The 635-nt window shown below is 51.2% G+C and carries 1 pseudogene; it reads left to right on the top strand.

Annotation, left to right across the window (positions count from 1 at the left end):
• Positions 1-635, top strand: a pseudogene (locus EOA22_RS37950) (glycosyl transferase); the annotation flags it as partial.

Here is a 635-nt window from a genome sequence, read left to right as displayed (position 1 = left end):
AGAATGGCGGATCCCTGGAGATATGGCAGAAATATTTCCCCAATGCTGAGATAATCGTTGGCTGTGACGTCAATCTGGCTTGCGGAAATCTTGCTTTCGCCAGCCAGAAGATAAAGATCTCCGTAGGTGACGCAAATACTGATGAAACAGAGCGCGACATCATCTCGATGTCGGAAAAATATGATATTATCATTGATGATGGATCGCACCTGTCCTCGGATATAATACGCTCGTTCGCACGATATTTCCCCCACCTTTCCGAAGGGGGCATGTACATCGCCGAAGATCTGCATTGCAGTTACTGGCAGGAATTCGAGGGCGGTCTCTACGATCCGCTTTCCTCGATGTCGTTTTTCAAGCACCTGCTTGACGTGGTCAACCATGAGCATTGGGGACTGGATCGCCATCGTATTGACGTCTTGGCCACTTTCGCCGACAGGCACAAAGTCACCTTCGATGAGGTTTCTCTCGCATCGGTTCATTCCGTCGAGTTCTTGAACTCGCTTTGTATTGTAACGAAGCTGCCTATTCCGGAAAACGTCCTTGGCGCGCGCAACGTGGACGGCCAGGTGGCACTCGCCGATGGGAGCGTGGTTTCTCTCGACGATACGAAGAGCAGGGCGATCGATCAAACC

It is taken from the genome of Mesorhizobium sp. M7A.F.Ca.US.014.04.1.1 (assembly GCF_003998745.1).
In the GTDB taxonomy this organism is placed as follows: domain Bacteria; phylum Pseudomonadota; class Alphaproteobacteria; order Rhizobiales; family Rhizobiaceae; genus Mesorhizobium; species Mesorhizobium ciceri.
This window is presented reverse-complemented; position numbering and strand designations above follow the sequence as displayed.